We start from the raw sequence: 25,372 nt of genomic DNA on the forward strand, positions 1-25,372 counted from the left end.
CCGCTGCCACGGATTCTGCAAGCGAGGTGAAGCCGTTATGGCTCTGACGGATCATTTCTATGAAGACGACGATCATCCGATCGATGTGGTCGAACAGCTTGCCCTGTCGCATGGCTGGCCCGCCGACCGCATGGACGAAGATCACGTCGTCATCACCGTCGAGGGCCAGTGGCGCAACTACACCGTTACGATGGCCTGGTCGGAAACCGACCGGATGCTCCGCCTGATCCTGACGTTCGAGATGGAGCCGCCTGCGCACCGCGAAAATGCGCTCTACGAGGCGCTGAACCACGCCAATGATCGTTGCTGGAGCGGCAATTTCACATGGTGGCCGGACCAGCGTCTGATGACCTACCGCTATGCGCTGAACTTAGCAGGCTATCAGGATGTCACCTTCGAGCAGGTCGACACGATGATGGGCGCGGCAGTTGCGGCGTGCGAGCGTTTCTATCCCGCGTTCCAGCTGGTCACTTGGGCCGAACGCACGCCGAGCGATGCGATGGGTGTCGCCATTTCCGAGGTTGCGGGCACCGCCTGACGGTCTGCTTGCGCCTTCGGAACGAGGCTCCTATCGTTCCCCCGAATGACAGGGGAATTTTCATGAATATGGATGATTTGGCCCGCCGCGGGCTGGTTCTGCTCGGTTGTGGCAAGATGGGGTCTGCGATGCTGGCCGGTTGGCTGTCGTCGGGACTGCCTGCTGCGTCGGTCTGGGTGAACGACCCGCACCCGAGCGATTGGCTGCAAGGTCAGGGCGTGAACCTGAATGCCGAACTGCCCGCCGACCCCGCTATCGTCCTGATCGCGGTGAAGCCGCAGATGATGGCCGGCGCGCTGCCGTCGCTTCAGGCGCTGGGCAATGGCTCGACCGTGTTCCTGTCGGTCGCCGCCGGTATCGGGATCGCCACTTACGAAGAGCTGCTGGGCGCTGAAACGCCGATCATCCGCGCGATGCCGAACACGCCCGCCGCGGTCGGTCGCGGCATCACGGCGATCATCGGTAATGACAAAGTGGGCGAGGGTGCGCTCGGCATGGCCGAGGAACTGCTCTCTGCCGTTGGTCAGGTCGTGCGATTGGAGGATGAGAGCCAGATGGACGGCGTGACTGCCGTTTCGGGCTCCGGTCCCGCCTATGTGTTCCACCTGATCGAAACGCTCGCCAAAGCGGGCGAGGCGCAGGGACTGTCGCCCGAACTGTCGATGCAACTGGCCAAGGCGACCGTCGCAGGGGCGGGCGTTCTGGCCGAGGAAGCCGACGACACCCCGACCCAACTGCGTATTAATGTGACCTCGCCCAACGGCACCACGCAGGCCGCGCTTGAAGTTCTGATGAACGAAACGGACGGCTTCCCGTCCCTGCTGGACCGCGCTGTTGCGGCGGCGGCCAACCGATCCAAGGAGCTATCCCGTGGCTGATGAAACCCTGTCGTTCGACGATTTCCTGAAAGTCGACATCCGTGTCGGCACCGTGGTGAAGGCCGAAGAATTCCCCGAAGCCCGCAAGCCCGCGATCAAGATGTGGATCGACTTTGGCGGCGCGATTGGGGAACGCAAAACCTCCGCGCAGGTCACGAAGCACTACACGCCCGAGAGCCTCGTCGGAAAACAGGTCATGGCCGTGGTGAATTTCCCGCCGCGCCAGATTGGCAAGTTCATGTCCGAGGTTCTCGTCCTCGGCCTGCCTGACGAAGAGGGCGGTATCGTGTTGATCGGCCCCGACCAAGCGGTCCCCAACGGAGGGCAAATGCATTGACCAAACTTCTCATCACCCGCCGCATCGCCGAGCCTGTGCTGGAGCAGGCGCAGAAGCTGTTCGACTGCACGGTCCGCGATCAAGGCGGCCTGTCGGTCGAAGAAGCTGCGGATGCGATGCGTCACTACGATGCCATTCTTCCGACGCTTGGCGACGAATTCACCGCTGAGGCGTTCCAACTTGCGGGCGAGCCGCGCTGCAAGATCCTCGGCAATTTCGGGGTGGGATATAACCACATCGACACCGATGCTGCCGCGAAGGCTGGCGTCGCCGTCACCAACACGCCCGACGTGCTGACGGATGCGACTGCCGATATCGGTATGACCCTGCTTCTGTCCACCGCCCGCCGCGCGGGCGAGGGCGAGCGGATGGTGCGTGCCGGTCAGTGGGAGGGCTTTGGTCCCAAGGTCGGGCTCGGCACCCACGTTACGGGCAAGACCGTTGGCATCGTCGGCATGGGCCGCATCGGGCAGGCGGTGGCGCGCAAGTGTCACTACGGCTTCGATATGGATGTGATCTACTTCAACCGGAGCGAAAAAGAGGTCAGCCATCCTGCCAAGCGCATGGATACGCTGGCCGACCTGATGGGCGCTGCCGATTTCGTGGTCGTCACCGTTCCGGGCGGCGCCGAGACGCGCAAGCTGATCGACGCGGATGCGCTGGCCGCGATGAAGCCCGAGGGTATCTTCGTCAACATCTCGCGCGGTGAGGTCGTGGACGAGGACGCGCTGATCGATGTGCTGAAGCGCGGTGCGATCACGGGTGCGGGCCTCGACGTCTACGAGAACGAGCCGCACGTCCCGGCCGACCTGATCGCGTTGGAGAACTGCGTGCTGCTGCCGCACCTCGGCTCTGCCACCACGGAAACGCGGCAGGCGATGGGGCAGATGGCGCTCGACAACATCATCGCGTGGAGCGAAGGGCGCGAGCCGCCGCAAAAGGTCAACTAAGACAAACCCCCGCTGCTGATCCGGCGGGGGTTTTTGCTAGTGATTGTGCAAAGCGGCGGATTAAATGGGTGGGCTGTCCATGCCCATTGTTCATGAGTGATCCCATCTATGCCGCTGCACCGAGACGACCTTCCCGACCTCATGGCCTTCCTCGCCGTTGCTGAAGAGCGCAGCTTTACCCGCGCTGCGGCCCGTCTGGGGACGTCGCAAAGCGCGCTGAGCCATGTCATCCGCCGTCTGGAAGAGCGGATGGATATGCGCCTGCTGACGCGCACCACGCGGCATGTGGCGCCTACCGATATCGGGGAGCAATTGCTCGCCAGCCTGCAACCTGCCTTTCGCGGGATCGAGGAGCGGCTGGCCGACCTCGATGCGCTACGCGCGGAGCCGAGCGGGTCGATCAGGATCAACGCCCCACGCTGGGCGGCGCAGCGGATCATCATGCCAGCAGCGACCGCGTTGATGCGGGACTACCCCAACCTGCGGATCGAAGTGGAGATCGACCAGCGGCTCGTGGACATTGTTAAAGACGGGTTCGATGCAGGTGTGCGGCTGGGCGAAGAGGTCCAGCAGGACATGATCGCGGTGCGCATCGGGCCGGACATCCGCATGGTCGTCGCGGGCTCGCCCGCCTATTTCGAAGCGCACGGTGTGCCCAAAGACCCGCACGCTCTGACGGACCATCTGTGCAACAACCTGCGCTTTGCGACGCTTGGCGGGCTTTATGCGTGGGAGTTCGAGAAGGACGGGCGCGAGGTAAATGTGAGGGTGAAGGGGCAGTTCACATCCAACGATCCGGAGGCGCTGATCGATGCGGCACTGGGCGGGGTGGGCCTGTCATGCCTGCCGAGCGACCATCTGGACGAGCATCTGGAGAGCGGCGCGCTGGTCGCGTGTCTGGAAGACTGGTGTCCTCCGTTTCCGGGGTATCACTTGTACTACCCTAGCCGCCGTCAGGCGCTTCCTGCGTTTCAGGCGCTCACGGAGAAATTGCGGTATCGGGGATAGGGGCGCTGCCCCTCTTGGCCTGCGGCCAATTCACCCCGGGATATTTGGGGCACAAAGGCAGAGTCAGCAGTCGCCGACCGCGTCGCGCCAGTGTTTGCGGCAGAGCGAGACATAGCGGTCGTTGCCGCCGATTGAGACCTGTGCGCCGAGGGTGACTACATTGCCGTTTTCGTCCTTGCGCACGACCATGGTCGCTTTTTTTCCGCAGTGGCAGATGGTGCGCACTTCGCGCATTTCGTCGGCGAGCGCGAGGAGGGCGGCGGAGCCAGAGAAGAGGTTGCCTTGGAAGTCCACGCGGAGGCCGTAGCACATGATCGGAACGCGCAGGTCGTCGACGGCGCGGGCCAGTTGCCAGACCTGATCTTTGGACAGGAACTGGCATTCGTCAATGAAGACGCAGGCGCACGGGCCTTCGTTCAGGCGGGCCTCGATTTTGGCGAAGAGGTCCGTTTCGCCGGTGTAGGTGTCGGCGGGGGAGCTAATGCCGATGCGGCTCGCGATGCGGCCTTCGCCGGCGCGATTATCGAACTGCGCGGTCAGCAGGTAGGTCTGCATGCCGCGTTCGATGTAGTTGTAGCTTGCCTGCAGGAGCAACGTCGACTTGCCGGCGTTCATGGTCGAGTAATTGTAGTAGAGCTTGGCCATGGCGGAGGAATTGGCACCCCTTGCGACTTTTTGCAAGTGGACCGGAGCCGCGGTGCGAATGGGTGTAAACACGCCAACGCGCAGGATGGGGTCGCGGCTCCGGTCCTGCGGTGCTCGGGAACAGGCACCGCATTCCGTATCTCTGGGACTGCCGAATGGATTCGACAAGCCTTAAGGTGTTAAGTAACGACGTTATGTCGTGGATAGGTTGTGCTAATCGCTCCTGCGGTTTTCCGTCAATGACCCGCATGGCTCTCGAAGCGCCTAAAATATGAATTGTCTTCTGGTTGTGACCATTTAATGCAAACCTTTGCAAAATGAACACAATCCCCGCTTTTGCGGTCTACGACTTTGGTCGTAGATCACTTCCGGCGCAGGATCACCGAGCCGACGGAGTAGCCTGCGCCGAAGGAGCAAATCACCCCTAGCGTGTCAGACTTGCGGTCGCGCGAGTATTTGTCGAAAGCGATGATCGACCCTGCGGAGGACGTGTTGGCGTAGTCTTGCAGGATGTTCGGCTGTTCGTCAGGCGTGGGCGTGCGGCCGAGGACTTTTTTGCCGATGTAGTCGTTCATCGACTTGTTCGCCTGATGAAGCCAGAGGACGCCGATATCGTCCGCAGTGATGTCGTTGGCCTCCATGTGGTCCGCGATATGAGCGGAGACGAGGGGCAGGACCTCTTTGAACACTTTGCGGCCGTTTTGCATGAAACGCATGTCGCGGCGGTCTTCCATTGCATCGCGGGTCGGGCGGAGGAATCCGTTGTTATTGCGGATGTTGTTCGAAAACTGGGTCGCGCATTTGGTCGAGACGACTTTCCAGCCGTCCTGACCTTCGTCACGTTCCAGCAGCACGGCCGTCGCCACGTCACCGAAAATGAAGTGACAATCGCGGTCGCGCCATTCGAGGTGGCCCGATGTGATTTCCGGGGAGATCACCAGCGCGCGGCGGATGGAGCCTGCGCGGATCATGTCGGCGGCGGTCTGGATGCCGAAGGTGGCGGAGGAGCAGGCGACATTCATGTCGAAGGCCATGCCACCCGCACCGAGGAGCTGCTGGATTTCCACAGCCATGGCGGGGTAGGCGCGCTCCATGTTCGACGCGGCGCAGAGGATCAGGTCGATGTCGGAGCCTGCAACGCCAGCGCGGTCCAGCGCCTCGTTCGCGGCTTTCATGCCGATTTCGGCCATCAGGGACGGCTCGTCGTCGCTGCGCTCGGGGTAGCGCGGATACATGCGGGTCGGGTCGAGAATGCCGTCCTTGGTCATGACAAAGCGGCTGTGGATGCCAGAGGCGGTCACGATGAAGTCGGCGCTGGAGTGGGGCACGGGCTCTTTGTCGCCAGCGGCGATGGCGTCCGCATGTTCGGCGTTCTGGAGGTCGGCATAGGCGTTGAACGCCTCGACCAGTTCGTCATTGGAAATGGAATGCTCCGGCGTGAAAACACCGGTCGCGGTCAAAACGACGTCGTACATGTGGCCTCCTGCGCAGTGCCCTCAAGCCTGCGGCCAATGGTACGGATTGTCCAGAATGACGGTGGGTCGCAAAAAGAAAAGGCCGGTCAGTGTGACCGGCCTTTGTTGTTCTTATGCCTGAAGGCTGCGGACGTTGATGTCGCCTTCCTTGCGGGCGACCATCGCCTGCGCCGCTGCGTTGGCGCCTGCTGCCGTGGTGAAGTACGGCAGCTTGTCGTAGAGCGCGACCGAGCGGATTTCGCGGCTGTCGTTGACGGCCTGTGCGCCCTCGGTGGTGTTGAACACCAGCTGGACCTGACCGTCTTTCAGCAGATCGACGATGGTACGACCACCCTCGTAGACCTTGTTGACGATCTCGCATTCGACACCGTTCTCCGTCAGCCAGCTTGCGGTGCCGCGGGTCGCGAGGATGCCGAAGCCGAGCTCTTTGACGATCTTGGCAGCGCTCAGCATCTCGTCGCCCTTATCGCCATCACGGATGGAGATGAAGACGTTGCCCTCTTCGGGCAGGTGAGTGCCAGCGCCCAGCTGTGCCTTGAGGAAGGCGCGGGCGAAGGAACGGTCCCAGCCCATGACTTCGCCGGTCGAACGCATTTCCGGGCCGAGGATGGTATCGACACCCGGGAAGCGGGCGAACGGCAGGACGGCTTCCTTGACCGAGAACCACGGGGTGTTCGGGTCGGCCAGTTCGAACGGGTCGCCCTGTTCGATGGTTGCCATCGGGTCCATGTCGGCCGGATAGGGCGCGCGCTTGGGGAAGTTCGACATCGGCTCGCCAGCCATCAGACGGGCAGCGATCGACGCGATAGCCGAGTCCGTTGCCTTGGCGACGAACGGGACGGTACGCGATGCGCGCGGGTTGACCTCGATCAGGTAGACGTCGCCGTCCTTGACCGCGAACTGTACGTTCATCAGGCCCTTCACCTGCAGCGAAAGCGCGAGGGCTTCGGTCTGGCGGCGGATCTCTTCGATGATGTCCTGCGGCAGGGTGTGCGGCGGCAGACAGCAAGCGGAGTCGCCCGAGTGGACGCCTGCTTCTTCGATGTGCTGCATGATGCCGGTCACGTGGACGGTTTCACCGTCGCAAAGCGCATCGACGTCAACCTCGGTCGCACCCGACAGGTAGCTGTCGAGCAGGACCGGGCTGTCGCCCGACACCACAACGGCTTCGCGGATGTAGCGGTCGAGTTGTGCCTGATCGCGGACGATTTCCATTGCGCGGCCACCCAGAACGTAGGACGGGCGGATGACCAGCGGGTAGCCGATGTCCTTGGCGATTTCCATCGCTTCGGCGTCGGAATGCGCGATGCCGTTGTGCGGCTGCTTGAGGCCGAGGCGGTTGACCAGATCCTGGAAACGCTCGCGGTCTTCGGCAAGGTCGATCGCGTCCGGCGAGGTGCCGAGGATCGGGATGCCAGCTTCGTCCAGCGCATTCGCCAGCTTCAGCGGGGTCTGGCCACCGAACTGGACGATCACACCGTGCAGGGTGCCGTTTTCCTGTTCGACTCGCAGGATTTCCATCACGTGTTCGAAGGTCAGCGGCTCGAAGTACAGACGGTCCGAGGTGTCGTAGTCGGTCGACACGGTCTCGGGGTTGCAGTTGATCATGATGGTTTCGTAACCCTGATCGGTCAGAGCGAAACATGCATGGCAGCAGCAGTAGTCGAATTCGATACCCTGACCGATACGGTTCGGGCCACCGCCGAGGATGACGACCTTTTTGCGGTCGGTCGGGCGGCTTTCGCATTCCACGTCGCCCATCGCGGGGGCTTCGTAGGTCGAATACATGTAGGGGGTTTGCGCTTCGAATTCGGCGGCACAGGTGTCGATGCGCTTGAAGACGGCTTTGACGCCGAGGTTCTGGCGCGCACGGCGCACGTTGCCTTCGTCGCGGCCTGTCAGCTTGGCGAGGCGGGCATCGGTGAAGCCCATCATCTTGACGCGGCGCAGGCCCTTTTCGTCGACTGGCAGGCCGTTCTTGCGAATGACTTCTTCGGCGTCGACGATTTCACGGATGCGGTCGAGGAACCACGGATCGAACGAGGTGATCGCGATGATCTCGTCGTTGGTAAAGCCGTGACGCATCGCCTGAGCGATGGTGCGCAGACGATCGGGGGTCGCTTTGGACAGGGCAGCCGAAACAGCGGCTTTATCCGGTGCACCCGGAATGTCGACTTCGTCAAAGCCGGTCAGACCAGTTTCGAGCGAGGCGAGGGCCTTCTGCATCGACTCGTGGAAGGTGCGGCCAATGGCCATCGCTTCGCCGACCGACTTCATCGCGGTGGTGAGGTACGGTTCGGAGCCTGCGAATTTCTCGAATGCGAAGCGCGGGATCTTGGTGACGACATAGTCGATGGTCGGCTCGAACGAAGCCGGGGTGACCTTGGTGATGTCGTTGTCCAGTTCGTCGAGGGTGTAGCCGACAGCCAGCTTCGCCGCGATTTTCGCAATCGGGAAACCGGTCGCCTTCGAGGCCAACGCCGACGAACGCGATACGCGCGGGTTCATTTCGATCACGACCATACGGCCGTCTTTCGGGTTTACGGCCCACTGGACGTTCGAACCGCCGGTTTCAACGCCGATCTCGCGCAGAACCGCGATCGAGGCGGAGCGCATGATCTGGTATTCTTTGTCGGTCAGCGTCAGTGCCGGAGCAACGGTGATCGAGTCGCCGGTGTGAACGCCCATCGGGTCCACGTTTTCGATCGAACAGACGATGATGGCGTTGTCTGCTTTGTCGCGGACAACTTCCATTTCGTATTCTTTCCAGCCGAGCAGCGATTCATCGACGAGGATCTGGCCCACCGGCGATGCGTCCATGCCCGAGCGGCAGTAGTATTCGTATTCTTCGCGGTTATACGCGACACCGCCGCCCGTGCCGCCGAGCGTGAAGGCGGGGCGGATAATGGCCGGAAGGCCGATTTCTTCGAGGGCGTCCATCGCGAGTGCGAGGCCGGCCTTGAGGTCTTTCTTGCCTTTGGCGTCGGTCGGCGCGGTGACGATGGTGGCCTTCGGGTTTTCGATGCCGAGGCGGTCCATCGCTTCGCGGAACAGTTTGCGGTCTTCCGCCATTTCGATGGCGTCGCGCTTTGCACCGATCATCTCGACGCCGAGGCGGTCGAGCACGCCCATGTCGGCAAGTGCCAGCGCGGTGTTCAGGCCGGTCTGGCCGCCCATGGTCGGCAGCAGCGCGTCGGGGCGCTCTTTCTCGATGATCTTGGCAACGACTTCGGGCGTGATCGGCTCGATGTAGGTCGCGTCGGCCAGACCGGGGTCGGTCATGATCGTCGCGGGGTTCGAGTTCACGAGGATGACGCGGTAGCCTTCTTCACGAAGGGCTTTACACGCTTGGGCACCCGAATAGTCGAATTCGCAGGCCTGACCAATGATAATGGGCCCCGCCCCGATGATCATGATCGACTTGATGTCGGTTCTCTTCGGCATAGGATCCTCATTTTTTCTGGCAGCGTACGTTGGGGCAGGCAGCACCCAAATTGTTGGGCGTTATAGACAGTACGAAGCAAGGTGCAAGAGGATCGAAACGGGAATCTGACATGTCGCTTTTGCTCTGTTCCCCGATTGTCTGCTGTTCTATCCGTTCGCTAACGCAAGCAACAGGTGCTCAACGTGTGGATTCAGTTTGATCGTGGACCAGATGGCGCTCCGGCAGCCTTTGATTCTCCGCGAAAAACCATCGAAGCCCATACACCGGACGAGGTTCCGGCTGCTCTTGATGCGCTGGCTGATGTCGATGGCTGGCTGGCCGGTTATTGCTCTTACGAGCTTGGTTATGCGCTAGAGCCGAAATTACTTCCCCTGATGCCCGAAGGTCGCAAACTGCCGCTTTTGCGGTTCGGCGTTTATGATTCTCCGATTGAGGGGAGGGCGTTCGAAGGGCAGGGGCATCTGGCCGACATCACGCCCGTCTGGAGCGCAGAGGACCACGCCGCCGCCATATCAAAAGTGCGCGACTATATCGGTGCGGGCGACATCTATCAGGCCAATCTGACCTTTCCGATTAATGCTAAGGCATTGGGGACGCCCGAGGGGCTTTATCATTCGCTGATGCAGCGGCAGGCGGTCGGGCACGGTGCGCTGGTGCTTCAGGATGACTGCCCTGCGATCCTTTCGCGCTCGCCCGAACTGTTCTTCCGCACGGACGGCGGGATGATCGAAACGGTCCCGATGAAGGGCACACAGCCGCGCGGCGCAACGCCGGAAGAAGACGCGGCCATCGTCGAATGGCTGCACAACGATGAAAAGAACCGCGCTGAAAACCTGATGATCGTCGACCTGCTGCGCAACGATATTAGCCGCGTCAGCAAACCGGGGTCGGTGCATGTCCCCGACCTGTTCCGCGTGAATACCTTTGCCACCGTTCACCAGATGGTCAGCCGCGTGAAGGCCGAGCTGATGCCGGACATGGGGCTCGCCGATATCCTGCGGGCGCTGTTCCCGTGCGGGTCGATTACAGGCGCGCCCAAGGTCCGCGCGATGGAGATTATCCACGAACTCGAAGTCGGCGCGCGCGATATATATTGCGGCACCATTGGATGGTGGGCGCCTGACGGGCGGTCGGAATTCAACGTGGCGATCCGCACTGTCATGTTGGACGGCCAGCAGGCCAAGCTAAATGTAGGAGGCGGTGTCGTCTGGGACTCCACCGCTGCATCCGAATACGAGGAAGCCCTATGGAAAGCCCGCTTCGCGGAACTGCCCCCGATGACTGCCGACTGATCGAAACGATGGGGCGCGATGGCGATGCCGTCCGCTATCTGCCGTTCCACCTCGACCGTATGGCAGCGGGAGCCGAGGCGCTGGGGTATCCCTTCAACCGCGCACTGGCCGAAGAACTGCTGTCCGAGCTTCCCGAAGGTGGGCGTATCCGCATGACGCTTGGCGCTGAGGGCGATCTGTCCGTCACCGGCGGGCACCTCGATCCCAACCCCGCCCAATGGCGCGTCATGATCGCGGCGGAGCGGCTGCAATCGGACGATCCGTGGCTGCGGGTGAAATCGACGAACCGTGCGCTTTACACCCGCCTGCGCGAAGTGCTGCCCGAAGGCGTCGACGAATACCTCTGCCTCAATGAAAAGGACGAGGTGTGCGAGGGCACGATCACCAATATCTTCATCACCACCGCCGAGGGTGAGCGCCTCACGCCGCCCGTTTCCAGTGGTCTACTTCCAGGGGTGCTGCGTCGGCATCTGCTCGAAACCGGGTACGAGGAGCGGGTTCTGCACCTCTCCGACCTCGTCGAAGCGCGCGAAATCCACTTCGGGAACGCTTTACGTGGCTTGATTCCCGCGGTTCTGCTGCCCGTCGCTTGACATCGGGCGTTCAACCCTGTGTATCGGCGCGGAACCCCCGTAACCCAAGGGATACAAGATATGCACGCCTACCGCTCCCATACCTGCGCGCAACTGACCAAAGATAACGTCGGCGAAACCGTTCGCCTGTCCGGCTGGGTCCACCGCGTGCGTGACCACGGTGGTATCCTGTTCATCGACCTTCGCGACACCTATGGCGTGACCCAGGTTCTGTGCGACCCCGACTCGGCTGCGTTTGCTGACGTCGAAAAGGTCCGCTCGGAATGGTGTATCCGCATCGACGGCGAAGTGAAGGCCCGCGACCCCGAACTGGTGAACCCGAAGCTCCCGACCGGTGAGATCGAGGTTTTCGTTCGTGACATCGAAGTCCTCGGCGCTGCCAAGGAACTGCCGCTGATGGTCTTCGGCGATCAGGAATACCCCGAAGAAACCCGTCTGAAGTACCGCTACCTCGATCTGCGCCGCGACGTGATGCAGGAAAGCATGAAGATGCGTTCGGACGTCGTTCGTTCGATGCGTACCCGCATGTGGGACAACGGATTCCGCGAATTCCAGACCCCGATCATCACCGCGTCCTCGCCCGAAGGCGCCCGCGACTTCCTCGTGCCGTCGCGTCTGCACCCGGGCAAGTTCTACGCGCTGCCGCAGGCTCCGCAGCAGTTCAAGCAGCTGATCATGGTGTCGGGCTACGACAAGTACTTCCAGATCGCACCGTGCTTCCGCGATGAAGACCCGCGTGCCGACCGTTCGCCGACCGACTTCTACCAGCTCGACATGGAAATGTCGTTCGTCACCCAGCAGGACGTCTTCGACACCATCTCGCCGGTTCTGGCGGGTGTCTTCGAAGAGTTCGGTGGTGGCCGCAAGGTCGACGCGCCGAACGAATGGCCGCAGATTTCGTACCGCGACGCCGCGCTGTGGTACGGTACCGATAAGCCGGACCTGCGCAACCCGATCAAGATGCAGGTCGTATCCGAGCACTTCGCTGGTTCGGGCTTTGCCATCTTCGCAAAACTGCTGGAGCAGGAAGGCACCGAGATCCGCGCGATTCCGGCTCCGACCGGCGGCAGCCGTAAGTTCTGTGACCGCATGAACGCCTTTGCCCAGAAAGAGGGCCTGCCGGGCATGGGTTACATCTTCTGGCGCGAAACCGACGGCCAGATGGAAGCCGCGGGTCCGCTTGCCAAGAACATCGGCCCCGAGCGCACCGAAGCCATTCGTCAGCAACTCGGCCTCGGCGTCGGCGATGCTGCGTTCTTCCTCGGCGGTAAGCCCGCGACGTTCGAAAAGGTCGCTGGCAAGGCGCGCACTGTCATCGGCGACGAGCTTGGCCTGACCGAGACCGACCGTTTCGCTTTCGCTTGGATCGTGGACTTCCCGATCTACGAAAAGGACGAAGAGACCGGCGCTATCGACTTCGAACACAACCCGTTCTCGATGCCGCAGGGCGGTATGGACGCGCTGCTCGGCGATCCGCTTGAGGTCAAAGGCTACCAGTACGACCTCGCATGTAACGGCTACGAGCTGGTTTCGGGCGCGATCCGTAACCACAAGCCGGAAATCATGATCAAGGCCTTCGAACTGGCCGGTTACGGCGAGGAAGAAGTGAAGAACCGCTTCGGCGCGCTGTTCAACGCATTCCATTACGGCGCTCCGCCGCACGGTGGCTGCGCTGCGGGCATCGACCGTATCGTGATGCTGCTGGCCGACCAGTCGAACATCCGCGAAGTCATGATGTTCCCGATGAACCAGCGTGCGGAAGACCTGATGATGAACGCGCCGAGCGACCCGAGCAACGAACAGCTCCGCGAACTCAGCCTTCGCGTCATCCCGCAGGACGACTGATCCAAATGAAAAGGCCGGAGCAATGCTCCGGCCTTTGTTTTTACAGTGCGTCGATCAGTCTTCGAGGTGATCTTCGCGCTTCTTGTCCACGAGCTTGAGTTCCTTTTCCTTGCGGGTGCGGAACTTCTCGCCGTAGCCCTTCAGTTCGCTGTCAGGAATGACCTCTTTGGCGCGGGAGAAGATGTCCTCTTCTTCCTCTTCCATGTGGTGTTCGTAGTCATGCTTGAGCTGCTTGAACTTGGTCAGCCACGCGGAGGACGACATGTCCATCTCTTGCAGCTCTTCCATCAGGTCGTCCATCTCGGCGTGTTCTTCCACCGAGTGGCGCGCGGAATCTTGACCCCAGGTTTTCGACATCAGCGGCGAGTAGAAGGTCTCTTCCTCCGCAGCGGCGTGGGATTTCACATCGTAGAAAAACTCTTTCCACGCGGTCTGGCGCTCTTCACTGTCGCCGGTTGTTGCGGCGATTTTGTCGAGCAGTTCGCGGTGGCGCGCGTGGTCGGCTTTGATCTCTTCATAAATAGACATGGTAATCACCCAGACAAATGTTTGTTGCTGGGTAAAGCGTCACCGCTGCCTCAAGGTTCCGTGAAATCTGGGCTCCGGCCGGTTGTCAGTAGTCCGTGATGTTTGTCGCGTGCAGGTCTTCGACCGCGTTAATCGTATCGCGGCCCGCGCCGACGAAAGCCGCAACGGCGACCATCAGCATCACCATGCCAACGCCAAGGACGATCATATCTACCAATTCAAATGAGCGGTCGTTTTCCGGAACCGACTCGATAACTTTTACCATGTTTTCGCCTTTGCCTTTGGGGCTGCGCTTCGTTCCAACGGTTCTGACGGTCAAAGAAGGCGAGAATGAGCCGTCTTGGGGGAGATTTGGGCTCGTTTACATGTTTGTGATCACCCAAATCTGGCCGGTGTCACCAGTGCGGGCACAATCGCTGGAAGGTTTTCTCATTGGTCACAAAGCCAGTCCTTTGCTTCGAGCCTGTTTTTGACCAGCCCTGACAGGTCGGCCAATTTCGCCTCGATGTCATTGCCTGCATGGTGCGAGCGGGCGAGAGCGTCGACTGCCTCGCCAAGGCTCAGGTCGTCCGCGCTATGCGCAACACCGCCGAGGAACTGCGTCAGGTAGCGGATCGCCACGCGGTCGTAATCGGAGGCCATGACCTCTGCCGCGTGAGCAAGATCGTCTCGGTAGGCAAGAGGGTCGGGCGCAATAACATCGTTGCGGACATGGCGCAGGTGATCTGGAGCGGTGTTGGCGGGGAGATGGCTGAGGATCATGCTCTGGAACGCGCCAAGGCTTTCTACGGGTTTGGGCAGAAACCCGTCAGCCCCAGCGATCCGCGCACGAATGTCGCCGTCGGGATCGCCGCTGGTGCCGAGCAGCACATCGACACGCGGCGTAGCACGGGCAAGGTCAGCGATCAGCGTTTCCCCGCAGCCATCGGGCAGCCCGAGGTCTACGATCACAACACCGGGGCGATAAGTTCGCAGGTGTTGCCGCGCATGTTCGAGCGTGTCCGCCCGCCTGAGCCGCGCGCCCGACCGTTGGCTCATCAGGCGCATCGCTTCGCAGGCAAAGCGGCTGTCCTCCACAAGAAGGATCGTCTGACCACGCAGGGGGTACTCCGCATTCGGCGGAATGGAATTGAGGACTGTGGCTGGCTCGGACATGGGAATCTCCACTCTGACCGCCACATTCAAGCGTAGGATAGTTTACAGCCGGTTAAGCCCGCGACGTTCTGCCTAGGGACTTCGAAACCTGTTGCTTGTAGAAACTGCATCGAGAGAGAGGGAGACCACCATGATCGGACGATTGAACCACGTAGCCATTGCCGTGCCTGACCTTGGGGCCGCAGCGGCGCAATACCGCGATACCTTGGGCGCCAATGTCGGCGCACCGCAGGACGAGCCGGATCACGGTGTGACGGTGGTGTTCATCGAACTGCCGAACACCAAGATCGAGCTGCTGTACCCGCTGGGCGACAACTCTCCGATCAACGGGTTTCTGGAAAAGAACCCCTCGGGCGGTATCCACCACATCTGCTACGAGGTCGACGACATCATCGCGGCCCGTGACCAGCTGAAGGAAAAGGGCGCGCGCGTTCTGGGCACCGGAGAGCCGAAGATCGGCGCGCACGGCAAGCCCGTGCTGTTCCTGCATCCCAAGGACTTCAACGGGTGTCTGGTCGAGCTCGAACAGGTGTGACCGTCTGACTGCTTGCCCGCGTCGGTGAGGCAGGTATTTATGCGAAAAATGACGGGGCGCGGTTTGCGCCCCCTATCGAAAGGAGCGCCCCATGGGCCCGACATCCGCAATCGTCCTCTTCGCCGTGATCTGGTTCATGACCTTCTTCGTCATGCTGCCGATCCGCCTGCAAACCCAAGGCGAGGTAGGTGACCATGTGGAAGGGACGCACTCCTCTGCGCCTGCGGATGGCGCGGCGCACGTCAAACGCAAGGCACTGATTACCACCGTGGTGGCTATCGTGCTGTGGGGTCTGATCGCGGGCGTTATCCTGTCGGGCGTGATTACCGTGCGCGACCTCGACTGGTTCCAGCGCATGTCGACGCCGGAAGTGTCGCTGGACAACTGATCAGCGACGCGCCAGCCGGTGATAGAGGTGCGTGAACGTCGCCGCACCGAGGACCGGTATCAGTAAGTTCAAAAGCGGAATACTCAGCGGGACAGCCATCAGGCAGCCCGCCATCCAGATCTGCCAAGGGTTCTGCTTGCGTAGCGTTTCGGCTTCTTTGCGGCCTAGGCGGCGCGCGGCGGCGAGCTGGAAATACTCGCGGCCCAGAAGGTAGCCGTTCAGCCCGTAGAAGATCGCGAAGGCTAGGAACGGCAGCAGCAGCGACGCCACGAGCGCCACAAGGTTGCCGACGATCAGAATGCCGAGGAAATGCAGGCCGTCCTTTGCGCCTTCCCACAGGCCCATCGGGCGGACAGGCGGCAGGCCGGGGTAGTACTTGTCCTCCACCGCTTCGGCCACGTCGTCCAAAAAGAACGACGTGATGGCCGAGGCCACGGGGATCATCAGGAACACCGACAGCACCATCATCAGCGCGAGCGAGCCAAAGGACAGCGCGCTCGACGCCCAAGTGATGTCACCAATCCACGGCAGGGACAGGGTTTCAGGGACGAAGACCTGAATGACCGTCAGGATCAGGAAATAGATCCCCGCCAGCAGCGCAAAGCTCAGGCCGACGCCTTTCAGGACCACGCGCTGGAAGCGGTGGTCCGAGAGCTGTTCGATCGCTTTGGCAAAGTCGGCAAAGATCATTCGGATTTCCACGTCACGATCTTGGACAGGTCGGGGCGCGCGCGTTCGGGCGGGGTCGCGCCTTCGGTGCCGAGATGGACGATGCCGACGCATTTCTCGTGCGCTGCGACGCCAAGCTGTTCGTTCATGAACTGCGGATCGTGGCTATGCCAGCCCGACACCCACGACGCGGCCCATCCGGTCGCCAGCGCGGCGTTCACGAGGCTGAGGCACACAGCCGCCGCCGAATAGAGCTGTTCGGCCTCCGGAACCTTCGCGGCCTCGACGGGGGAGGCGATGACGGCCACAGCCATCGGGGAGTTGGCGTAGGTACCCTTGGGCTTGTCGATATCCGCTTGTGCGAGGCCGAGCCGCTCGCCCGCGCCCTGAAGCGCGTCCGCGTAGTTTTCCAGCGCCTTCTTCTCCAGCACGACAAAGCGCCACGGCACCAGCGCACCGTGATCGGGCGTGCGGGCGGCAGCGGTCAGAATGATGTCCAGCGCGTCACGATCCGGCGCAGGGGCCTTGATCGTCTTCGCGGGGCGCGAGCGGCGGGTGAGAAGGAAATCGAGGACGTGGTCGTCCTTGGAAAGCGGTTTGATCGTAATATCGGACATTTATGCCTCCTGTTCGGTTCCGATATCGGGTCTGCGGTATCGGAAATCAATCGTTGGAAGTGACGCGGGTCGCGGGTTAAACGGATCACCATGTCCGATCTGTCCCATCTTGCCACTGAAGGCGCGGAAATCAGCGTGCGTGTGACGCCAAAGGCCAGCCGTAATCGCATCACCGTCGAGGATGACGCGATCCGTGTCTATGTGACGGTCGTGCCGGAGGACGGTAAAGCGAATGCCGCCGTACAGAAACTTCTGGCCAAAGCACTTGGCGTGCCGAAATCGCGGCTGGAGCTGGTGCGCGGACAGACGAGCAGGGACAAGACGTTCCGGATCGGCTGATCAGGCTTCGCCTTCTTCCTCGTCCTCGTCATCTTCGAGACGCAGGCGATAGACGCCTTCGGGAAGGTCGAGCGCAGCGTCGAGATCACGCAACTGGGCGAAGGACATCGTGATCTTCATCACGCGGTCCGTCACCGGATCGTATTGTTCGACAGTGACGCAATCCTCAAAGGCTATGACGGTCACATCCTCTTCGAGAGGGGCTTCACCCTCGTCGACGAGGGTTACGACGGTAGCGTCGAATTCGTGTTCAATCGTAAACATGAGATAACGGTATCTTGCTGCAATGGCGAAGGAAAGGGGTTGTTCCTTCCCCGCGAAAGATGTTCACAAGGAATAGAGCAGACCCGTTGCAGGCGAACCGGCAGCGGGGTGGGCGGGGACGTATGAGACGTGTGATCCTTGGTTTGATCGCGGCACTCTCCATCGCGGGGTGTACGCAAACGGCGCGGCTGGGACCGTCGCCTGTTGCTGTGCCCGAAGGCGCGGTCTTTGACGAGGTGAAGTCCCCCGCAGACGCCGCACGCATGTTCGTGCAGGTCACCGGTGATATCGAACCGCTGCTCGAAGCGATCTGCGAGCGGGCCTATGCCTACCGCAACTGCGATTTCTGGATCGTCGTGGATGACACGCCCGACATCGGGTCCAATGCCTACCAGACGCTAGATCGTTCGGGCCGCCCCATCGTTGCCTTCACCCTGCCGATCCTGTCGGAGATGAAGAACCGCGACGAATTCGCCTTTGTGCTGGCGCATGAGGCATCGCACCACATCCTCGGCCATATTCAGGCGACGCAGCAGAACGCTGTTATCGGGGCCGAAGTGCTCGGCGCGATTGCCGCGCAGATGGGCGACAGTGACGCCCAGATCGCAGAGGCCCGTAAGATTGGTGCCGATATCGCGGCGCGGTCCTATTCCAAGCAGTTCGAACTGGAGGCGGACGCGATGGCCGCGCGTATCCTCAAGGTCGCGGGTTATGACGCGCTGCGCGGCGCGGCATTCTTCAACCGTATCCCCGATCCTGGTGACGAATTCCTCGGCTCCCACCCGTCGACGGCCGAGCGCCTCGCCAACGTCCGTCAGGCGCTCCAAGACTGACCGCTTGGTAAATATTGCAGCAGCGCTATCTGCCAGCCTATCCTCGGCGTCGGGGATCGGAGGAGCATGTCATGAACGAATGGCAGAAGATCAAGCAGCGCGCCGCATGGTCGTGGCAGGGCTGGGCGCATGTCTGGCGGACGGAGGCGTCGCTCCAGCAGTGGATCTGGGCCAACGTCGTCTCCATTGCCTTCGCGCTCTACCTGCCGCTTACAGGCGGGGAGAGGGCCGTTGTGCTGATGGGCGGCATCTTCGTGCTGGCCGTCGAATGCCTGAACACCGCGATCGAGCGGGTGGTCGACGATATCTCTACCGATCATCGTGACCGCGCGGGGCAGGCCAAGGACGCGGGCAGCGCTGCCGTCGCGATCTTTGCCATCGGCGTGGCGCTCGCGTGGTGCGCGATCATCTGGCGCCTGCTGACCTCATAACTTGATCTCGCTCAAGGCCGCTGTCCCAGTCGCCCCCTATGGTGCCCCCGAAGCGACAAGGGGACCACATGCAAAAGCTCGGCGACATCCGTAAACATTTTTTCCTCACCACCGGCATGGCTAAACACGCTGGCGTCGATCTGGGCGATGCGATCCGTGAGGGCCACCTGACCCGCGAAGGCTACGCCGAATGCGTGACCCGCTGCCGCCACTGCACGAACCCCGGACACTGCGCTGAATGGTTGCCCGAGGCGCAGGACGGCGATCCCGTGCCGGACTATTGCGAGAACCGCGCGATCTTCCACGAGTTGAAGAAAACAGGATAGAGAACACCCCTAAGGGCGCATCTGCAGCCTGTTCGAGACGAAAATTACCACTTTAGTAGAAAAAAATTACTACCTCAGACTCAAACGGCCCACTCTGGAGCCGTTCAGATATCCGAACGCAGCCTATCAACGGCTCAAGGATATGCCATGACGAACCAGAGACATCACGTATTCAGGACTTCGGGCCACACCGGTCCACTTCCCTTTTGTGCGGTGGAGCTGATCGACCTTCTGGGCGAAGAGGCCACAATCCGTCTGCGCGAGACCGAACTACTCCCGCGTTGCCGTGGCTGTGCCCGCAAGTTCACGCCGCGCGGCTGGTTGGGGGCCGACTCGCCGCTGGGGATCTGGGAAGGCTGTGCACACCGCGAAAGGCTGGAGCGCGTGATGTCGCGGTAAGCGACAGGCACGTAAATGAGTTACACGGTCAAGAAGGTACTACCAGCGCAAGTCATCTATGACGCGGCGCGGGCGGATAGCCCGACCGAGTCCGTGACCATTCTTGGCTTTGACGTGATCGATACCTCCGTGCTTGCCATGACCGTCGAGGGATCGGACGGCAAGATGCAGCAGTTCCCGCTCTGGCCGACGGTCCGCATCAACTCTCCCTATGGCAAACAGATGACGGGCGACCAGCTACTTGCCGCGCTGTTGAAAGAGGACGTGCTGAACGAGGTCAAACCGCTCCCCCCGCGACAGGTCTTCGACAGCCCGCCCATGCAGCCCGTCCGCGTGCAGAAACTGTCACCTTGGGTGATCTATGGCACCACGGCTGTGTTCATTCTTCTGGGGTGGTCGCTGGTGCTCAGCTTCTAGGGCCGCTAGGGTCCGCGCATGAAGATCATCGACAACGTGATTTCCGACAGGGGATCGAAATACGCCGTCTCAGGCGCGCCCTGTACCTCTCCCGAAGAGGCGAAAGCCTTTATCAAAGAGCTTTGCCGCAAAAAGAAGTTCGCCAAGGCGACCCACAACACATGGGCCGTGCTGCTGGACGAAGGCCCCCTCAAGAACGACGACGGAGAGAGCGGGGCAGGCATGGTCATCGTCCGCATGCTCGAACGCGAGGGCCTCAAGGGCCACATCATCTGCGTCACCCGCTGGTTCGGAGGCAAACACCTCGGAGGAGACAGGTTCAGGCACGTGCAGGACGCGGTCCGGGTTTATTTGGAGGGGATGGGGTGAGGGACATTGTTTCGAGTGACCGCACCTTAGCAACGACTAATAAGATATAATATCGCTATTCCGTAGTGCTTCGATCGAGACTGACACCGTGGAGCTTTCTCGTGGAGGATCTGTCGGAAGCCCTAATCTAATTTCCATGTAGTTGGTTAGACTATGATTCAATAGGCCAAATTCTTGCCAAAGATCGTATGACTTGGCCCTTTCAGGAAATATTCCAGCGGTAAGTAGACTAAGTGAAATATAGTCTGGAATTTGTGGGTCTTTACCAAGCGAATACCTGACGCAATGAGTCGCAATATTTCTTGCGATAAGCCAATCGCGGCAAAGTTCTGATGCAGGACAGAGCATTCGATTTTCGCCATCTGAGGCCATAGATGGTAGAGGATCGAATTGAGATTTCCTCCATGCTGTCCAAAAACTTGTTACGAGTGCCGTCAACCAATTTGCGCTTTTTTCGTCAGCGCATCCAATGCAATCAAGAAGAATGCTCATTGCTTCATCGGAAGGAAAATCGTCTAAATCTTCTGCGGAGCAATGAGCATATTTTTGAAAATCTTCGTCTGCCTGAGCGCCATCACGTCTCGCCACAGCAGTTGAAAAAATTATTCTACAATTTTTATCGGCACTACCTAGTATTTGCGAGACGACGCTCGAAAGCATTGCTCGTCTTGCGCGGAGACGGTCACGTTTCTCGTCCTGTCGCATTTTGTCCTGATGAGCGATAGTGAGAAGTACACCAAATGTAGCTATACCGGCAGAGAAGGCGGTGATTAGAATTGTAGCAGATGCAGAGAAGTAGTCCTTTGCTACAATTGAAATGTCCGCAGATAAGATCAGTGCGAATGTGGCGCCAATAAGCGCACCAATGGCCAAGCCAAGAGGAAAATTTGATAGGAATTTCTGAAGATACTCAAACCTATCATTCCAGTTCATCGATTAACCTTACTTCAAAACACCCCACAAATCATACTCACCAGCCTCATCCACTTCAACCTTAACGATATCACCGACCGAGAGGTTCTCGGTGTTTTCGTCGATGAAGAGGTTGCCGTCGATCTCCGGGGCGTCGGCCCATGTGCGGCAGGTGGCGATGCCGTCCTCGTCGATGTCGTCCACGATGGCTTCGAGCGTTTTGCCGACCTTGGCTTGTAGCTTGGCTTCGGAAATGGCCTGCGCCTTTTCCATGAAGCGTTCCCAGCGTTCCTGCTTCACCTCGGCGGGGACATGGTCCGGCAGGTCGTTCGAACGCGCGCCGTCCACGTTCTCGTACTGGAAGCAGCCCACACGGTCGAGCTGTGCCTCGTCGAGCCAGTCGAGCAGGGTCTCGAATTCGGCGTCCGTCTCTCCGGGGTAGCCGACGATAAAGGTCGAGCGCAGGGTGATGTCGGGGCAATCCGCGCGCCACGCGGCGATCTCGTCCAGCGTCTTGGCAGCCGCAGCGGGGCGGGCCATACGTTTGAGCGTTTCGGGGTGCGCGTGCTGGAACGGGATGTCGAGGTAGGGCAGGATCAGCCCCTCGGCCATCAGCGGGATCAGGTTGCGCACGTGCGGGTAGGGGTAGACGTAGTGCAGGCGCACCCACGCACCGAGGCTGCCCAGATCACGCGCCAGATCGGTGATGTGCGCGCGGTGGCCGCGGTCCTCGGCGTGCTTGATGTCCACGCCGTAGGCCGAGGTGTCCTGAGAGATCACCAGCAGTTCCTTGACGCCCGCATCGACGAGCTTCTCCGCTTCGCGCATGACGGCGTGAGCGGGGCGCGAGGCGAGTTTGCCGCGCATGTCGGGGATGATGCAGAATTTGCACTTGTGGTTACAGCCCTCGGAGATCTTGAGGTAGCTGTAGTGGCGCGGGGTCAGCTTGACGCCCGACGCAGGCAGCAGGTCCACAAACGGATCGGGGCTGGGCGGCACGGCCTTGTGCACGCTGTCGAGCACCTGTTCGTATTGGTGCGGACCCGTGACGGCGAGGATGTTCGGGTGATGTTCGCGGATGTAGTCGGGCTCTGCCCCCAGACAGCCGGTCACGATGACCTTGCCGTTTTCCACGAGCGCTTCGCCGATGGCATCGAGGCTCTCTGCCTTGGCAGAATCCAGAAACCCGCAGGTGTTCACGATGACCGCGTCAGCGCCCGCGTAGTCGGGGCTGATCTGGTACCCTTCGGCCCGCAGGCGGGTCAGGATGCGTTCGCTGTCGACCAGCGCTTTGGGGCAGCCCAAGGAGACCATGCCGATCGTCGGCTGGCCGGGGCGGGGGGCTTCGTCAAAGCGCGCGCGCGGCGCGAGGTCGGGGCGGAGGTTCGGCGGGTTCTGGGACATGCGGCGCATATAGCGATGCAAGAGCGCTGTGGGAAGTGGAACCATACGCACGGGCGCTATGTTTGATGAAAGGGAGGGCAACAACAAGGACCATTCATGGATACCTTATTGGAACTGTGGTCGCGGGTGCCTGCCGCGACAAAGCCGCTGATCGAGATTTTTGTCGCTATCGTCATTGCCGTTGTGCTGCATTCGCTGCTGTGGAAAGTGGTGAGCAAGGTGATCGGCGGGCGGACCGAGCTGATCTACCGCGTGATCCGCCGTCTCAAGACTCCTCTACGTTTGATGTTCATCGTGGCCGCCATCGGCTTTGCTAGCCGCGTGGCGGATATGGGCACGGACCTGCGTAATCTGGTCTCGCAGTTCTCGCTGGCGCTGGCCGTGATGATCGGCGGGTGGATCACCATGATTGCGGTGGACGTCTATGCTGACCGCGAGACGCGGCGCCTCAGGCTGGACGCTGAGGATAACCTTTTCGCCCGCAAGCAGGCCACGCAGATCAAGATGCTGCGGATGGTCACAAAGGTCGTGCTTTTCCTTCTAACCGCCGGCCTCGCGCTGTCGGTATTCGACGCTGTGCGGAGCTTCGGTGTCTCGCTTTTCGCCTCTGCCGGTGTGGCGGGCATCGTGGCGGGGTATGCGGCGACGCCGGTGCTGAAGAACCTGATTGCAGGCATCCAGATTGCGCTGACCCAGCCGATCCGCATCGACGATGTAGTGATTGTCGAGGACGAGTGGGGCTGGATCGAGGAGATCGCGTCCACCTACGTGGTCGTTCGCATCTGGGATTTGCGGCGGATGGTTTTGCCGCTGTCGTACTTCATCGAGAACCCGTTCCAGAACTGGACACGCGAGAGCGCGAATATCATCGGCTCCGTCATGTTCTACGTCGATTACACCGCGCCTGTCGCCCAGATCCGCGACAAGTTCGAGGAAGCCGTCAAAGCCAGTTCCCGCTGGGACGGGAAGACGGTTGTTCTGCAGGTCATCGATACTGACAAGGATACCGTCCAGCTGCGCGGTCTGTGTAGCTCCCGAAATTCGCCGTTAAACTGGGATTTGCGGTGCGAGGTGCGTGAAAAGGTTCTGTCGTGGCTTCAGGAGAGCTACCCCGAGGCACTGCCCAAACACCGTATCGACATCGACAGGATGCCCGAGGTGGACAAAACGCCAATACCTACGTAATGGTAAGGAATGGCACAGTATACCTTTCGCACCCGCAGCTCGGATTGTCCGTATGAACTGGCCATCGGTCTGGTCTCAGGCCGGTGGAAGCCGCGGCTGCTTGAAGTGTTGAAGGACGAAACGCTGCGCTATGGCGATCTGAAGGAACGCCTCAAGCCTGTGTCCGACAAGGTGCTGAGCGCCGCGCTCGATGACATGACGCGCAACGGTCTGATCAGCCGGACTGCATTTGCGGAAATCCCGCCGCGTGTGGAATACGCGCTGACACCACAAGGCGAGAGCCTTCTGGAAGCTCTCGGCCCGCTGCGGGATTGGGCGCGGACCGAGAACGGTAGATAGGGCAGGGGCCGAAGCCCCGCCGCATCAGTTGATTTTGGCATCCATCGTGATTTCGCAGTTCAGAAGCTGCGAGATCGGGCAGTTCTTTTCCGCATCTTCAGCGGCTGCACGGATGTCGGCCTCATTGCCCGATGCTTTGATCGTGACGTCGAGGTGCGCTTTGACGACTTTCGGGCCGTCCGACATATCGAGGAAGATGGTCGAGGTGGTCTCGATCTTGTCCGCCACGATGTCCTTGTCACCAAGGATGTTCGACAAAGCCATCGAGAAACAGCCAGCGTGGGCTGCGCCGATTAGCTCTTCGGGGTTGGTGCCCGGCTTGTCTTCGAAACGAGTGTTGAAGCCGTAGGGCTGCGAGGACAGTGCTCCCGATTGGGTCGAAACTTCGCCCTTACCGTCCTTGAGGCCACCCTGCCAAACTGCGGAACCTGTTTTCTTGATCATGAAAATCTCCTTTTCAAACAAATCGAGCCGCACACGGCGGCTTTGATGAACAAACAGGTTTCAGAGGGGGAAAGTTCCGCCTGACGCCTCGTGAGGTGGCGTCTCGGCAAAGAAAAACCCCGCCGGATAGCGGGGCTTCTCATGCGCAAATCTTTGGGGCCTTAGCGGCGACGGTCGCGTCGTGCGCTCATCGGCTGGAAGGCAACGCCAACGTGGGCTTCGCAGTAGGGCTTGCCCTGCTGGACGGGCAGACCGCAGAACCAGAAGTGTTCGGTCGCGGGGTCACCCACGGGCCACTTGCAGGTACGCTCGGTCAGTTCCATCAGCGACAGTTTCTTCGCGGTCTTCTCGACCTCGTTCACACGCGCCAAAGCCTCGGGGCTGATTTCGTTGGTCGACGGCTGCGGCGGCAGCGGCTGACCTGCGGGGATGATCGCCTTGCGGGCGGCGCTCATCGGGATGGGGGTGTCTTCCTTGGGCTCTTCGGCCTTTGCAGCGACGGGCTCCGGACGAGCCTTCGGGGCAGCGGCGGGCGCTTCCTTCGCTGCGGGCTTCGCGACCTTCGGTGCGGCGGGCTTTGCTTCCTTCGCTTTGGCAGCCGGAGCAGCAGCCGCAGAACCGCCACCGCTTGCGCGGTTCGAGAGACCAAGGCGGTGGACCTTGCCGATCACGGCGTTGCGGGTCACGCCACCAAGCTCTTTGGCGATCTGGCTTGCCGACTGGCCTTCCGACCACATCTTCTTGAGCAGCTCGACGCGTTCGTCGGTCCAGGACATATTTCCGTTCCTTTGGCTTCGCAGGCGGACGCTATG

32 protein-coding genes are annotated in these 25,372 nt (G+C 60.9%); 19 read left to right on the forward strand and 13 right to left on the reverse strand.

Translation table 11 applies throughout. From position 1 onward, the window contains the following. Positions 1-37: 37 nt before the first annotated feature. The 5 genes from IF204_RS16040 (at position 38) to IF204_RS16060 (ending at position 3,711) form a co-directional block, all read left to right on the forward strand. Positions 38-538, forward strand: coding sequence for a type III secretion system chaperone family protein (locus IF204_RS16040; protein WP_194098032.1), 501 nt, complete (start codon positions 38-40; stop codon positions 536-538). Between the two features lie 62 nt (positions 539-600). Then, the gene (proC, locus tag IF204_RS16045; RefSeq protein ID WP_194098033.1) at positions 601-1,416 is read left to right on the forward strand and encodes a pyrroline-5-carboxylate reductase; all 816 of its coding nucleotides are present in this window, start codon (positions 601-603) and stop codon (positions 1,414-1,416) included. Then, on the forward strand, positions 1,409-1,753 hold the full coding sequence (locus IF204_RS16050) for a tRNA-binding protein (RefSeq protein ID WP_194098034.1): 345 nt from the start codon (positions 1,409-1,411) through the stop codon (positions 1,751-1,753). The genes proC and IF204_RS16050 overlap by 8 nt, the downstream gene beginning before the upstream one ends. After that, positions 1,750-2,703 carry a 2-hydroxyacid dehydrogenase gene (locus IF204_RS16055; protein WP_194098035.1) on the forward strand — a complete coding sequence of 318 codons (954 nt, stop codon included), beginning with the start codon at positions 1,750-1,752 and terminating at the stop codon, positions 2,701-2,703. Before IF204_RS16050 ends, IF204_RS16055 begins: the two co-directional genes overlap by 4 nt. A gap of 108 nt (positions 2,704-2,811) precedes the next feature. After that, complete coding sequence (locus IF204_RS16060) at positions 2,812-3,711, forward strand: LysR family transcriptional regulator (RefSeq protein WP_228069235.1); 900 nt, start codon at positions 2,812-2,814, stop codon at positions 3,709-3,711. 63 nt (positions 3,712-3,774) lie between these two features. Here the strand turns inward: IF204_RS16060 and IF204_RS16065 are convergent, their stop codons facing one another. The 3 genes from IF204_RS16065 to carB all read right to left on the reverse strand — a co-directional run bounded on the left by IF204_RS16065 (position 3,775) and on the right by carB (position 9,275). After that, complete coding sequence (locus IF204_RS16065; protein ID WP_194098036.1) at positions 3,775-4,356, reverse strand: thymidine kinase; 582 nt, start codon at positions 4,354-4,356, stop codon at positions 3,775-3,777. Between the two features lie 362 nt (positions 4,357-4,718). Beyond that, positions 4,719-5,831, reverse strand: a complete 1,113-nt coding sequence (locus IF204_RS16070) for a beta-ketoacyl-ACP synthase III (protein WP_194098037.1) — start codon at positions 5,829-5,831, stop codon at positions 4,719-4,721. Between the two features lie 111 nt (positions 5,832-5,942). Next, entirely contained in the window at positions 5,943-9,275 is a 3,333-nt protein-coding gene (gene carB / locus IF204_RS16075; protein WP_194098038.1) for a carbamoyl-phosphate synthase large subunit, read from the reverse strand. A 183-nt stretch (positions 9,276-9,458) separates the two neighbouring features. On the opposite strand from carB, the gene IF204_RS16080 reads away from it, so the two are divergent. From IF204_RS16080 to aspS, 3 genes are read left to right on the forward strand one after another with little or no spacing between them, the layout of a single operon-like run. Beyond that, positions 9,459-10,568, forward strand: a complete 1,110-nt coding sequence (locus tag IF204_RS16080) for an aminodeoxychorismate synthase component I (protein WP_194098039.1) — start codon at positions 9,459-9,461, stop codon at positions 10,566-10,568. Then, positions 10,523-11,161 (forward strand): aminotransferase class IV, encoded by a 639-nt coding sequence (locus IF204_RS16085; RefSeq protein WP_194098040.1) that lies wholly within the window; start codon positions 10,523-10,525, stop codon positions 11,159-11,161. The genes IF204_RS16080 and IF204_RS16085 overlap by 46 nt, the downstream gene beginning before the upstream one ends. A 60-nt stretch (positions 11,162-11,221) precedes the next feature. Beyond that, a complete protein-coding gene (gene aspS / locus IF204_RS16090; protein WP_194098041.1) occupies positions 11,222-13,006 on the forward strand; it encodes an aspartate--tRNA ligase in 1,785 nt (594 codons plus the stop codon). Positions 13,007-13,060: 54 nt separating this feature from the next. Here the strand turns inward: aspS and IF204_RS16095 are convergent, their stop codons facing one another. The 3 genes from IF204_RS16095 to IF204_RS16105 all read right to left on the reverse strand — a co-directional run bounded on the left by IF204_RS16095 (position 13,061) and on the right by IF204_RS16105 (position 14,689). Next, the gene (locus IF204_RS16095) at positions 13,061-13,534 is read right to left on the reverse strand and encodes a hemerythrin domain-containing protein (RefSeq protein WP_194098042.1); all 474 of its coding nucleotides are present in this window, start codon (positions 13,532-13,534) and stop codon (positions 13,061-13,063) included. 85 nt (positions 13,535-13,619) lie between these two features. Beyond that, positions 13,620-13,799 (reverse strand): hypothetical protein, encoded by a 180-nt coding sequence (locus IF204_RS16100; RefSeq protein WP_194098043.1) that lies wholly within the window; start codon positions 13,797-13,799, stop codon positions 13,620-13,622. 164 nt (positions 13,800-13,963) lie between these two features. Continuing rightward, positions 13,964-14,689, reverse strand: a complete 726-nt coding sequence (locus IF204_RS16105; protein ID WP_194098044.1) for a response regulator — start codon at positions 14,687-14,689, stop codon at positions 13,964-13,966. A gap of 130 nt (positions 14,690-14,819) precedes the next feature. On the opposite strand from IF204_RS16105, the gene mce reads away from it, so the two are divergent. Further along, entirely contained in the window at positions 14,820-15,224 is a 405-nt protein-coding gene (gene mce / locus IF204_RS16110; RefSeq protein ID WP_194098045.1) for a methylmalonyl-CoA epimerase, read from the forward strand. A 91-nt stretch (positions 15,225-15,315) separates the two neighbouring features. Further along, positions 15,316-15,612, forward strand: coding sequence for a DUF1467 family protein (locus IF204_RS16115; RefSeq protein ID WP_194098046.1), 297 nt, complete (start codon positions 15,316-15,318; stop codon positions 15,610-15,612). Here IF204_RS16115 and IF204_RS16120 read toward each other — a convergent pair whose 3' ends face one another. Together IF204_RS16120 and IF204_RS16125 are read right to left on the reverse strand one after the other, a co-directional pair. Continuing rightward, positions 15,613-16,302: an EI24 domain-containing protein gene (locus tag IF204_RS16120; protein ID WP_194098047.1), complete on the reverse strand. Its 690-nt coding sequence runs from the start codon at positions 16,300-16,302 to the stop codon at positions 15,613-15,615. It abuts the gene before it with no gap. Continuing rightward, positions 16,299-16,898, reverse strand: a complete 600-nt coding sequence (locus IF204_RS16125) for a nitroreductase family protein (RefSeq protein WP_194098048.1) — start codon at positions 16,896-16,898, stop codon at positions 16,299-16,301. Before IF204_RS16125 ends, IF204_RS16120 begins: the two co-directional genes overlap by 4 nt. A gap of 90 nt (positions 16,899-16,988) precedes the next feature. Here IF204_RS16125 and IF204_RS16130 point away from each other — a divergent pair, with 90 nt between their 5' ends. Further along, a complete protein-coding gene (locus IF204_RS16130; RefSeq protein ID WP_175580978.1) occupies positions 16,989-17,237 on the forward strand; it encodes a DUF167 domain-containing protein in 249 nt (82 codons plus the stop codon). On the opposite strand, the gene IF204_RS16135 is transcribed toward IF204_RS16130, so the two are convergent. Continuing rightward, positions 17,238-17,501, reverse strand: a complete 264-nt coding sequence (locus IF204_RS16135; protein WP_167637347.1) for a hypothetical protein — start codon at positions 17,499-17,501, stop codon at positions 17,238-17,240. 122 nt (positions 17,502-17,623) lie between these two features. On the opposite strand from IF204_RS16135, the gene IF204_RS16140 reads away from it, so the two are divergent. The 6 genes from IF204_RS16140 to IF204_RS16165 all read left to right on the forward strand — a co-directional run bounded on the left by IF204_RS16140 (position 17,624) and on the right by IF204_RS16165 (position 20,276). Further along, positions 17,624-18,334 (forward strand): M48 family metallopeptidase, encoded by a 711-nt coding sequence (locus tag IF204_RS16140; protein ID WP_194098049.1) that lies wholly within the window; start codon positions 17,624-17,626, stop codon positions 18,332-18,334. Positions 18,335-18,405: 71 nt separating this feature from the next. Next, positions 18,406-18,765, forward strand: a complete 360-nt coding sequence (locus IF204_RS16145; protein ID WP_194098050.1) for a diacylglycerol kinase — start codon at positions 18,406-18,408, stop codon at positions 18,763-18,765. Between the two features lie 68 nt (positions 18,766-18,833). Next, positions 18,834-19,091, forward strand: coding sequence for a DUF6455 family protein (locus IF204_RS16150; RefSeq protein WP_194098051.1), 258 nt, complete (start codon positions 18,834-18,836; stop codon positions 19,089-19,091). Positions 19,092-19,238: 147 nt separating this feature from the next. Beyond that, positions 19,239-19,490 (forward strand): hypothetical protein, encoded by a 252-nt coding sequence (locus IF204_RS16155; protein ID WP_194098052.1) that lies wholly within the window; start codon positions 19,239-19,241, stop codon positions 19,488-19,490. Positions 19,491-19,505: 15 nt separating this feature from the next. Then, a complete protein-coding gene (locus IF204_RS16160; protein WP_194098053.1) occupies positions 19,506-19,907 on the forward strand; it encodes a hypothetical protein in 402 nt (133 codons plus the stop codon). 18 nt (positions 19,908-19,925) lie between these two features. Then, positions 19,926-20,276, forward strand: a complete 351-nt coding sequence (locus tag IF204_RS16165) for a YigZ family protein (RefSeq protein ID WP_194098054.1) — start codon at positions 19,926-19,928, stop codon at positions 20,274-20,276. A 36-nt stretch (positions 20,277-20,312) separates the two neighbouring features. Here the strand turns inward: IF204_RS16165 and IF204_RS16170 are convergent, their stop codons facing one another. Together IF204_RS16170 and rimO are read right to left on the reverse strand one after the other, a co-directional pair. After that, a complete protein-coding gene (locus IF204_RS16170) occupies positions 20,313-21,209 on the reverse strand; it encodes a hypothetical protein (protein WP_194098055.1) in 897 nt (298 codons plus the stop codon). Between the two features lie 9 nt (positions 21,210-21,218). After that, complete coding sequence (gene rimO, locus IF204_RS16175; protein ID WP_194098256.1) at positions 21,219-22,592, reverse strand: 30S ribosomal protein S12 methylthiotransferase RimO; 1,374 nt, start codon at positions 22,590-22,592, stop codon at positions 21,219-21,221. 96 nt (positions 22,593-22,688) lie between these two features. Between rimO and IF204_RS16180 the strand changes: the two genes are divergently transcribed. Both IF204_RS16180 and IF204_RS16185 read left to right on the forward strand, forming a co-directional pair. After that, entirely contained in the window at positions 22,689-23,777 is a 1,089-nt protein-coding gene (locus IF204_RS16180) for a mechanosensitive ion channel family protein (RefSeq protein ID WP_194098056.1), read from the forward strand. 9 nt (positions 23,778-23,786) lie between these two features. After that, the gene (locus tag IF204_RS16185; protein ID WP_167637357.1) at positions 23,787-24,116 is read left to right on the forward strand and encodes a winged helix-turn-helix transcriptional regulator; all 330 of its coding nucleotides are present in this window, start codon (positions 23,787-23,789) and stop codon (positions 24,114-24,116) included. Between the two features lie 24 nt (positions 24,117-24,140). Here IF204_RS16185 and IF204_RS16190 read toward each other — a convergent pair whose 3' ends face one another. Beyond that, on the reverse strand, positions 24,141-24,560 hold the full coding sequence (locus IF204_RS16190; protein ID WP_194098057.1) for an OsmC family protein: 420 nt from the start codon (positions 24,558-24,560) through the stop codon (positions 24,141-24,143). 161 nt (positions 24,561-24,721) lie between these two features. After that, positions 24,722-25,336 (reverse strand): GcrA family cell cycle regulator, encoded by a 615-nt coding sequence (locus IF204_RS16195; protein WP_167637359.1) that lies wholly within the window; start codon positions 25,334-25,336, stop codon positions 24,722-24,724. Positions 25,337-25,372: the final 36 nt, after the last annotated feature.

This window comes from Marivivens aquimaris (genome assembly GCF_015220045.1).
GTDB lineage: Bacteria > Pseudomonadota > Alphaproteobacteria > Rhodobacterales > Rhodobacteraceae > Marivivens > Marivivens aquimaris.

Bases quoted from the DNA above. Each gene is read 5' to 3' on its own strand.
- IF204_RS16120 (WP_194098047.1), bottom strand. From the start codon at position 16,302: ATGATCTTTGCCGACTTTGCCAAAGCGATCGAACAGCTCTCGGACCAC.
- carB (WP_194098038.1), bottom strand. From the start codon at position 9,275: ATGCCGAAGAGAACCGACATCAAGTCGATCATGATCATCGGGGCGGGG.
- IF204_RS16070 (WP_194098037.1), bottom strand. From the start codon at position 5,831: ATGTACGACGTCGTTTTGACCGCGACCGGTGTTTTCACGCCGGAGCAT.
- IF204_RS16155 (WP_194098052.1), top strand. From the start codon at position 19,239: ATGACGAACCAGAGACATCACGTATTCAGGACTTCGGGCCACACCGGT.
- IF204_RS16160 (WP_194098053.1), top strand. From the start codon at position 19,506: ATGAGTTACACGGTCAAGAAGGTACTACCAGCGCAAGTCATCTATGAC.
- IF204_RS16040 (WP_194098032.1), top strand. From the start codon at position 38: ATGGCTCTGACGGATCATTTCTATGAAGACGACGATCATCCGATCGAT.
- IF204_RS16140 (WP_194098049.1), top strand. From the start codon at position 17,624: ATGAGACGTGTGATCCTTGGTTTGATCGCGGCACTCTCCATCGCGGGG.
- IF204_RS16165 (WP_194098054.1), top strand. From the start codon at position 19,926: ATGAAGATCATCGACAACGTGATTTCCGACAGGGGATCGAAATACGCC.
- mce (WP_194098045.1), top strand. From the start codon at position 14,820: ATGATCGGACGATTGAACCACGTAGCCATTGCCGTGCCTGACCTTGGG.
- IF204_RS16095 (WP_194098042.1), bottom strand. From the start codon at position 13,534: ATGTCTATTTATGAAGAGATCAAAGCCGACCACGCGCGCCACCGCGAA.
- proC (WP_194098033.1), top strand. From the start codon at position 601: ATGAATATGGATGATTTGGCCCGCCGCGGGCTGGTTCTGCTCGGTTGT.
- IF204_RS16085 (WP_194098040.1), top strand. From the start codon at position 10,523: ATGGAAAGCCCGCTTCGCGGAACTGCCCCCGATGACTGCCGACTGATC.
- aspS (WP_194098041.1), top strand. From the start codon at position 11,222: ATGCACGCCTACCGCTCCCATACCTGCGCGCAACTGACCAAAGATAAC.
- IF204_RS16115 (WP_194098046.1), top strand. From the start codon at position 15,316: ATGGGCCCGACATCCGCAATCGTCCTCTTCGCCGTGATCTGGTTCATG.
- IF204_RS16130 (WP_175580978.1), top strand. From the start codon at position 16,989: ATGTCCGATCTGTCCCATCTTGCCACTGAAGGCGCGGAAATCAGCGTG.
- IF204_RS16145 (WP_194098050.1), top strand. From the start codon at position 18,406: ATGAACGAATGGCAGAAGATCAAGCAGCGCGCCGCATGGTCGTGGCAG.
- IF204_RS16125 (WP_194098048.1), bottom strand. From the start codon at position 16,898: ATGTCCGATATTACGATCAAACCGCTTTCCAAGGACGACCACGTCCTC.
- IF204_RS16195 (WP_167637359.1), bottom strand. From the start codon at position 25,336: ATGTCCTGGACCGACGAACGCGTCGAGCTGCTCAAGAAGATGTGGTCG.
- IF204_RS16170 (WP_194098055.1), bottom strand. From the start codon at position 21,209: ATGAACTGGAATGATAGGTTTGAGTATCTTCAGAAATTCCTATCAAAT.
- IF204_RS16185 (WP_167637357.1), top strand. From the start codon at position 23,787: ATGGCACAGTATACCTTTCGCACCCGCAGCTCGGATTGTCCGTATGAA.
- IF204_RS16150 (WP_194098051.1), top strand. From the start codon at position 18,834: ATGCAAAAGCTCGGCGACATCCGTAAACATTTTTTCCTCACCACCGGC.
- rimO (WP_194098256.1), bottom strand. From the start codon at position 22,592: ATGTCCCAGAACCCGCCGAACCTCCGCCCCGACCTCGCGCCGCGCGCG.
- IF204_RS16180 (WP_194098056.1), top strand. From the start codon at position 22,689: ATGGATACCTTATTGGAACTGTGGTCGCGGGTGCCTGCCGCGACAAAG.
- IF204_RS16105 (WP_194098044.1), bottom strand. From the start codon at position 14,689: ATGTCCGAGCCAGCCACAGTCCTCAATTCCATTCCGCCGAATGCGGAG.
- IF204_RS16135 (WP_167637347.1), bottom strand. From the start codon at position 17,501: ATGTTTACGATTGAACACGAATTCGACGCTACCGTCGTAACCCTCGTC.
- IF204_RS16100 (WP_194098043.1), bottom strand. From the start codon at position 13,799: ATGGTAAAAGTTATCGAGTCGGTTCCGGAAAACGACCGCTCATTTGAA.
- IF204_RS16060 (WP_228069235.1), top strand. From the start codon at position 2,812: ATGCCGCTGCACCGAGACGACCTTCCCGACCTCATGGCCTTCCTCGCC.
- IF204_RS16065 (WP_194098036.1), bottom strand. From the start codon at position 4,356: ATGGCCAAGCTCTACTACAATTACTCGACCATGAACGCCGGCAAGTCG.
- IF204_RS16190 (WP_194098057.1), bottom strand. From the start codon at position 24,560: ATGATCAAGAAAACAGGTTCCGCAGTTTGGCAGGGTGGCCTCAAGGAC.